Annotated in this window: 8 protein-coding genes and 1 pseudogene; 7 read left to right on the forward strand and 2 right to left on the reverse strand. The window is 31.0% G+C overall.

The features are described from left to right. Positions 1-20 precede the first annotated feature (20 nt). From QZ260_RS06265 to QZ260_RS06285, 5 genes are all read left to right on the forward strand, one after another. Entirely contained in the window at positions 21-377 is a 357-nt protein-coding gene (locus QZ260_RS06265) for a hypothetical protein (protein ID WP_295984100.1), read from the forward strand. A 179-nt stretch (positions 378-556) separates the two neighbouring features. Then, on the forward strand, positions 557-1,576 hold the full coding sequence (pheS, locus tag QZ260_RS06270; RefSeq protein ID WP_295984085.1) for a phenylalanine--tRNA ligase subunit alpha: 1,020 nt from the start codon (positions 557-559) through the stop codon (positions 1,574-1,576). A 2-nt stretch (positions 1,577-1,578) separates the two neighbouring features. Then, positions 1,579-1,974 (forward strand): hypothetical protein, encoded by a 396-nt coding sequence (locus tag QZ260_RS06275; protein ID WP_295984087.1) that lies wholly within the window; start codon positions 1,579-1,581, stop codon positions 1,972-1,974. Between the two features lie 44 nt (positions 1,975-2,018). Beyond that, positions 2,019-2,426, forward strand: coding sequence for a response regulator (locus tag QZ260_RS06280; protein WP_295984089.1), 408 nt, complete (start codon positions 2,019-2,021; stop codon positions 2,424-2,426). Between the two features lie 593 nt (positions 2,427-3,019). Further along, on the forward strand, positions 3,020-5,479 hold the full coding sequence (locus QZ260_RS06285; protein ID WP_295984091.1) for a PAS domain S-box protein: 2,460 nt from the start codon (positions 3,020-3,022) through the stop codon (positions 5,477-5,479). 87 nt (positions 5,480-5,566) lie between these two features. On the opposite strand, the gene QZ260_RS06290 is transcribed toward QZ260_RS06285, so the two are convergent. Next, complete coding sequence (locus tag QZ260_RS06290; protein WP_295984093.1) at positions 5,567-6,568, reverse strand: NAD(P)H-dependent glycerol-3-phosphate dehydrogenase; 1,002 nt, start codon at positions 6,566-6,568, stop codon at positions 5,567-5,569. A gap of 129 nt (positions 6,569-6,697) precedes the next feature. Between QZ260_RS06290 and QZ260_RS06295 the strand changes: the two genes are divergently transcribed. Next, the gene (locus QZ260_RS06295) at positions 6,698-7,651 is read left to right on the forward strand and encodes a nicotinic acid mononucleotide adenyltransferase (RefSeq protein ID WP_295984095.1); all 954 of its coding nucleotides are present in this window, start codon (positions 6,698-6,700) and stop codon (positions 7,649-7,651) included. A 150-nt stretch (positions 7,652-7,801) separates the two neighbouring features. Beyond that, positions 7,802-8,299: a peptidoglycan-binding protein LysM gene (gene lysM / locus QZ260_RS06300; protein WP_295984097.1), complete on the forward strand. Its 498-nt coding sequence runs from the start codon at positions 7,802-7,804 to the stop codon at positions 8,297-8,299. A 107-nt stretch (positions 8,300-8,406) separates the two neighbouring features. On the opposite strand, the pseudogene QZ260_RS06305 reads toward lysM, so the two are convergent. After that, positions 8,407-8,563 (reverse strand): annotated as a pseudogene (locus tag QZ260_RS06305) (nicotinic acid mononucleotide adenylyltransferase); the annotation flags it as partial.

Here is an 8,563-nt window from a genome sequence, read left to right on the forward strand (position 1 = left end):
TAATAATTACAATAAGCTTAATGTCTAGAGACGAACAATTAAAAGAACGCTGGGGGTTGGTAGTGCAAAAACTATCTAATCAATTTGCTGATGGAGACACTTTAGATCTCGATGCTATTATTTATCTTATTGGTGTGCAAGAGCTTGGTCAGTTAGAGAGAACCTTTAAAAAAGATCAAAAACTAGACCTTATGCATATTGCTATTTGTAAACTCCTTATGCCTTATGGCTATTACGAGCTCGATTTTGTTGATGATGATGGTTGGCCACATTACAACATGCTGGAAGACTTACCTCATTTAAAAGCAGGAGAGCAAAGTGTTTTAATGAAAGAGGCTATTGTAAACTACTTTTTAGAAACCGAGTATATAAATTGAAATAATTTGGGCGTGCCTGCCGGCAGACAAGTTACCTAAGGATCGTGCTTGAAGTTTATCTTGAGCGTAGTCGAAAGGTTACAATCTTTTTATTCGTGTCTCATAAAAAGGATTTCCTCTGCAATCCCTAACGCAATTCACGTAAAAAATAGTAAATTTGCCATCATTTTGAATATGTCATGATAGATAAGATAAAAGAACTCATAGCTGAAGCTGAAGCGTTTAAAGCCGAATCAAAAGAAGAGGTCGAAGCATTCCGAATAAAATATTTAGGCAAAAAAGGATTACTTAACGACTTTTTTGCTGAGTTTAAAAATGTAGCAAACGACCAGAAAAAAGAATTTGGTCAAACTATAAATACGCTTAAAAAAACTGCTGAAAATAAAGTAAACGCTTTAAAAGAAGAGTTAGAAAGCAAAGAGGAAATAAAAGGTGTTTATGGCGATTTATCTCGACCAGGGGAACCGATTCAAATTGGTGCGCGTCATCCTATTTCTATAGTGAAAAATCAGATTATAGATATTTTTTCGCGTGTAGGTTTTAATGTAAGTGAAGGTCCAGAAATTGAAGATGATTGGCATAACTTTACGGCGTTAAATTTGCCAGAGTATCACCCAGCGCGAGATATGCAGGACACGTTTTTTATTCAAACCAATCCAGATATATTATTACGTACACACACCAGTTCTGTGCAAGTGCGTTATATGGAAAATAACAAACCACCTATTAGAACTATTTCGCCGGGGAGAGTTTATAGAAACGAAGACATTTCGGCGCGTTCACACTGTTTTTTCCACCAAGTAGAAGGTTTGTATATCGATAAAGATGTGAGTTTTGCAGATTTAAAACAAACTCTTCAGCATTTTACGACTGAAATGTTCGGAAAAAGTAAAATCCGTTTAAGGCCATCATACTTTCCATTTACAGAACCAAGTGCTGAGGTTGATGTGTATTGGGGCTTAGAAACCGAAATTGATTACCGTATTACAAAGGGTACAGGATGGTTAGAAATTATGGGTTGTGGTATGGTAGATCCAAATGTATTGGAAAACTGTGGTATCGATTCTAAAGAGTATTCTGGCTTTGCATTTGGAATGGGAATAGACCGCATTGCGATGCTATTGCATCAAATTGGTGATATTCGTTTATTAAGTGAAAATGATGTGCGATTTTTAGAGCAATTTAAGTCGGCCTTATAATATTGAAAAAAGATATCCATATTCCAAAAGTAGAAGGTGTTTATATTGCTGTAGTAAACGAATATAACGACATCTATAAAACGCAAGATTGGAACGCTTACATCATCAACAATAAAGATGTCGATTTAGATATGATTCTTATTGTTACCAGTGGCTATTCTGAAAACAAAACAACTTCTATTTTTAGAAAAAAGTTAGAAAAGCTTCCTAAAAAAAGTTTTGCCAAGATAGAATTAATGCAAGAAGAATTGTTTGCCTTAAACAACACTTTTAAAGTATCTTTTTTTGAAGGTAATGCCATGTTTGATAAAACTTATTTATTCAGAAAACACACAATTAATTTAAAGGCTTTACAATCCTTACCTTTAATGAGCGTAAAAGGTATTTTAGTTATTTAATTTTTTTTTGTAAATTGCAATACCAACCAATCATAAGTTATTAAATGAAAGTTCTACTCGTCGAAGACAACCAAATTGTCATTATGGGGATACAGAAGACACTACTTGCTGAATTCCCAACTACCATATTTTATACTGCAGAAAACGGAAAAGAAGGTCTTGATCTTCTAACTAATTTAGATCAAAAGGATTTACCTGACTTTATTCTCTTGGATATTAATATGCCAATTATGAATGGTATTGAATTTCTAAAAAGAATTAAAAAAGTAAGTACACTTTCTACTATACCTGTCATTATTCACACAACCAGTTCAAATGTAGAAGATTTCAGGGCATGCAACTCATTAGGTATTAGCGGATATTTTCTTAAGCTTATTGATTATAAACAGAATAAGAAAAACTTACTTCTTATTGCAAATTATTGGATGGCATCCTTTTCAAATAACACATAAAGATATTCTTACTAGGCAAAGGATTTACGACTTTGATTATCTAGTACACATGTTGTTATTTATCTTGAATAGAATAAAAGCTAAATTAGATTTCGTTTTATAGTAATTTAGAAAATTTGTATTTTAATCTATGTAAATCACATGGTTTTATTTTAATACATATAAAATCCTCTCTGTAGTTAATAACTAAGTTAGAACATAATTTACAAGTTGAAGCAAAATAAATATTGATAAAAACACAGAATCTGTAGTATTTAATATTACAGAAATGACTGCTGATAAACTCACTTTGATTTAAAATTTAAATAAAATGGTTAGCCTATTTTTTACTTAGATTAAAAAAGAAACTTTCAAATATTATGATGTAAGGGAGAGATTGTTATTGATAATGAAGTTAAAAAAAACAAAGATGTAAGTTATTTAATTAGGGAACTTGTATATCTCTTTATAACTAGTAGCATTACACATAACAACATTTCATGGTTAAAATCACGCTTTTTGTCGATACACAATAACCTTTCATGGATAAAATTATCCTTTTTATCGATAAATCGTTATTTATTTGCTAACTTACAAATTAAAACTATCGTATTTTGGAAAATGTTAGCGCAGCGTTATTAAGAAGAGCTTTAAAAAAAGAGCGGAAAGCAAAATTAGAAGCTGAGAATGCTAACTATGAACTTTCTAAAAATCTCACATCTCAAAGGGAGTTCAGTGATCTTCTAATTGAAAATCTAGTGGACGCACTATTTGTTGTAAATTTACGAGGGGATATTTTAAAAATTAACAAGGAAGCTAAGAGGCTCATTGGATTCAAGGATAGGGATTTACCTAAAAATATAAATGAATTCACACCTGTTAATAAAAATTTTATTATTGATAAGTTCAAAGAACAAAAGCACAAGGAAACTATAACATTTAAGTTTAATTTCGTAAATCGAGATAATGAAGAAAGATTTGTCACTATAAAATCTAAGCTTTTAGTTGACGAAAATCATAAACCTTATGCCTATCAAGCTATTGTAAGAGATATTACAGAGTCTCAGTTGATGAAAATAAAATTGGATAAAAAAAATAGGGTTCAAAAATTCGAAGCAATAATTTTAAAGGATTTCTTAATTTCTAATAATCTTATAGAGAATTCTAGGGCTTTAGTAAAACACGTAGCTGATTTTTTAAAAACCGATGATTGTGTCTTTTATGGTGTTGTCAATAATGAACTTGTGCAATTATCGGCGACTGGGGATAAAATTGGAGCAAACAACACAATTGTTAATAAATTAAAAGTTTCTTTTCAAAAAGGGATAGTTGGGAAAGTTGCTCGATTAAAAAAAGGGATGATAGTTAACGATACGTCTCAAGATGAAGATTATATTGTAGACATCATACCTAAGTATTCAGAAATTACAGTACCAATACTTGTTAATAATAAGCTAATTGGAATACTTGATTCAGAGCATCCAGAAAAAAATTATTACAAAAAATTCCAACTAGAATTTTTACAGCAAATTTGTGCCATGATAGGCTTGAGATTAGAAAAAGCTGTTTTGGAATTAGAAAAAGATATCAAACAAGAAGAATTAGATAAAACAAATTTAAGATTTGATACAATATTTAATAATGATAATAATGCAGAAGTAATCGAATCTGCTAAAGGGGTAATTATTGAAGTAGGCGATAGTTTTCTTGATTTGTTTGGGGTGCCTCGTTCTCAAAAAAGTCATTTTGAAGGTATGAAATGTCACGATGCGCGTGAAAACTTAAAAGAAATGTTTTTATACCCAGAAAAATGGTGCCAAGAAATTGATGAAATAATAACTAATGAGCTACCTGTATCACGAGAAATTTTTGAGTTAAAAGATGGAAGATATGTGTCACTAGATTATAACCCAATATATTATAAAGATAAGCTTGACAGTCATGTTTGGACTTATTCTGATATAACACTTAATGTCAACTTTGATAAAAGTTTACAAGAGGAAATTACAAAATATAGAAGTATTATTAACAACGTAAATTTGGGCTTAATGCAAGTTAATAATGATGATCTTATTTTAACAGTTAATTCTGCCTTTACCCAAATGTCTGGGTATTCGGAGGAAGAACTTCTTGGTAAAAAAGCAAAAGATATTTTATTGAAAGTTTCAGATAAACAATTAGTTAAGTCTAAAAATAGTGCGCGTTTAAAAGGTTTCAAAAATGCTTACGAACTTGAGGTTTTGAAAAAAAATGGTGAAAGTCGAATTTGGCTAATTAGTAATAGCGATAATCTTGATATTAGTGGTAAGGTCACCGGTTCTTTGGGAATTCATTTAGATATTACAGAATTGAAAAATTTAATAAGTAAAAATGAATCATTAATTGGAAATTTAACGGCTAGTAATGAGGAATTATCCCATTATGCTCACTTAGTTTCTCACGATCTTAAAACTCCTTTGAGAACGATATCTTCATGTATAAATTGGTTACATGAGGACAACGAAGCGGTGTTAAATAAAGAAAGCAAAAAGTATATAGAAACTATAAACCAAACCATAAAAGATATGGATAAGCTAATTGTTAGTACACTACAATTTGCTGAAATTAGAACAAACGAAAATGTCACTTTCGAATTAATAGATTTAAATGAGACATTGGTGAATCTTATAGAAAATGAGTTTATTAATTTTGACGATAGCTTTTCCATAAATATTATCAAACCATTGCCAACTATTTTATTTAATCATGTGCATATTAAACAGGTATTTCAAAATTTATTAGATAATAGCTATAAATACAGGAAAAGCACAAGAGATGATTGTCAGGTTTCTGTGGATTGGGAAGATCAAGACGACTGTTTTTTATTTAAAATATCTGATAATGGTATAGGTATTGATGCGAAGCACCATGCACATGTTTTTGAGATTTTTAAAAAAATGAATAATCGAACAGACTCAAGTGGAGTTGGATTATGGATAATTAAAAAAATCATAGAATCTGCAGGAGGTGAAATTTGTTATGATTCTCAATTAAATATTGGAACGACCTTTTATTTTACAGTAAAAAAAGAATAACTTCTTATTAAATATTGAATTTTCGAAATACAAGATTTTACTTTTTAGGTTTTTGGTTAAGTACTATATTTCTTTTTCAAAGGGATATTAATCTAGCTTATCTGTCAGTTTTTTAAATACCTTTTTAGGATTTTTATTTTCGTATAAAATCTCGTATACTGCGTTTATAATAGGAATTTGAGCCTGTTTCGTGTTTTTTTCATGAAGTAAATGCGCACTTTTTGTGGCATAATATCCTTCGGCAATCATGCTCATTTCCATTTGAGCAGATTTTACTGTGTAGCCTTTACCAATCATGTTACCAAACATACGGTTTCGCGAAAATACCGAGTAACCCGTAACTAATAAATCACCTAAATAAGCCGAATTATTAATGTTACGCTTCATTTTATGTCGTTTTTTTATGAATCGTTTCATTTCGCGTATCGCATTACTCATTAACACACTCTGAAAGTTGTCACCATAACCCAAACCGTGAGCTATTCCTGCAGCTATGGCGTAAATATTTTTGAGCATTACAGCATATTCAACACCTATAACATCGTCACTAGTTTTAGTTTTTATATAGTTGCTAGACAACGTGTCGGCAATAGTTTTGGCTTTTTCGGTATCCGAACACGAAATGGTTAAGTATGATAAACGCTCCAAAGCAACTTCTTCGGCATGGCATGGGCCCGCAATAACTGCAATACTATCAAAAGGAATTTTGTATGTTTTGTGAAAATGTTCCCCTACTAAAAGCCCCGTTTCTGGCATAATACCTTTAACCGCAGATACAATTACTTTGTTCGAAATATTAATATTTAGTTTTTCTAATTCGCTGTGCATAAAAGCAGAAGGAATAACAAAGATTAAAACATCAGCATAATCAGCAATTTCATTAATATCGTTACTAAGCTTTAATTGCTCCAAATTAAATTCAACCGAACTTAAATAATTGGGGTTATGTTGCTCTTTTAATAAATGTTCTTTGGTGTATACACTTCGCATGTACCATCCAATTTCATCTAAATTTTCACTAAGCATTTTTACAATAGCTGTTGCCCAACTTCCTGCACCAAAAACTGCGTATTTTAAAGGCTTATCCATAAATAATAGTGTCTTATTACTTCAAAAATACATAAAATTTCAGTCATTATTAGGCTATGGTAGCATAAGGTTTTCCTTTTTGGCACGCGTTTTGAAACTCTATAAATAAGAACCCTAAAATGTTATATTATGAAGACTATTAAAATACTTTTAAGTTTTGCTTTAATAGCAACGCTTTTTACATCATGTTATACAGAAGTGGTAGTTGACGACTTTAATGATTTTATTGAGGAACCTTCTATTTCTCTAAATCAATTGTTAAACTCTCATGAACTTTGGTATGTAGATATTAATAATACGCTTGGCTATGGCGAAACACCTTTTTTACAAAAGGCATTTACGGTTTCTTTTATAAACGGTGTGGTATATGCGAATAACAATATTTCGGGATTAGGAACCAATGGCGCTGGATTTGGTATTGATGTTGGCGAATATGATGCTTACGATATGATTTTAGACGTGGATCATGATATTGATGGTTATTCAACTTTTGATGTTTATGAAGTAGATTACAATACCATTGAGTTGTATAACCCTAACAACGATACCTCATACTTTTTAGATGGTTACCAACGTAGTAATTTTGATTACGATTTTGTATTCTACGATAATATTCATTATTTCTTGCAAGAATATGAAGCTTGGGAAAAAACATATACCAGTGAGTTTGGAGCGCTAAATGAATTTGATAACGAAAACTATTTACAGTTTTTAGCTGGTGGTAATGACTCGACGTTTAGAAGTTCTCAAGATGATTACGGCCTTAATGCAAACAATCTTTTTTGGGACTATACAGGCGTTTATGGTGTTGGTGATGTTACAGGTAATGCCTTTTTAAAAACTTTAACATTAGATTATGACTTCTTAGACAATGAATATTTTGAATTGAGCGTTATAAATGACAGTAAGATAGAATTGTTTCACCCTGCATCTGAAACCGTTTATGAATTTGAAGGAAGAGGCTATATTCAGTACTTAAAATCTGACGATAAAACGAAAAAGGAAAACGTTCAATCAGATAAATTGCGTAAGCATAGAAAAGATAAAGTAATAAACCCAAGAGAAAACACTCGAAAGGTTTAATAATATAAAGTGAATTTCACTTAAAATTTTTGGTTGGTTATTTAGTTTAGAGACCGTTTAAAACATCTTGTTTTAAACGGTTTCTTTTTTATGTGACCTATTTATAATTTATGTGTCTAAAAAATATTAACCCTCAAAGCAAATTACAAAATGGGATTATTTTCATTTATTAAAAATGCAGGAGCCAAAGTATTTGGTATTGGAAAAACCGATGCTGAAGAAGCTGCTGAAGCTGCGGCCGAAGCTACTGCTAGAAAATTAAAACAAGAAGAAGCCGCTGCAAGAAAACTGGAAGAAACCATTACCGATTTACAACTACAAGTTGAAGGCCTAAACGTTTTTATTGATGACGATGTTGCTTCAATTTCTGGTTTAGCTTATAATCAAGCCACCAGAGAAAAAGTAGTTTTGGTTGTTGGAAACTCAAATGGTATTGCAACTGTTGATGATCAAATGACTGTGGAACATGAAGAACCAGTAGCGCAATTTCATACGGTTGCTAGCGGTGATACTTTAGGAAAAATTGCAAAAGCATATTATGGAAACGCTATGAAATACCCTGTTATTTTTGAAGCGAATAAACCTATGCTTACTCACCCAGACAAAATATATCCTGGTCAAGTATTAAGAATCCCAAGTTTAGATTAAGAAACCCAAATCTAGATTAAGAACATGAAAATCTAATTAACTTATGTTCAAAAGCCAACTTGAAAAAGTTAGCTTTTTTTTATTTTTTTATAAATGGAAGTACTTAATTACTTATAAAAATTCATTTCGTCTAAATATTCCCAGACATGTTGAGGTAGCATGGGTTTAATATTTTTACCAGTTTTAATACTATTACGTATAAATGTTGAAGACAGTTCCATAATTGGAGCATTGACAAGATGTATTTTTTTGTGATTTTGAAAC

Source organism: uncultured Algibacter sp., assembly GCF_905480415.1.
Lineage (GTDB): Bacteria > Bacteroidota > Bacteroidia > Flavobacteriales > Flavobacteriaceae > Algibacter_B.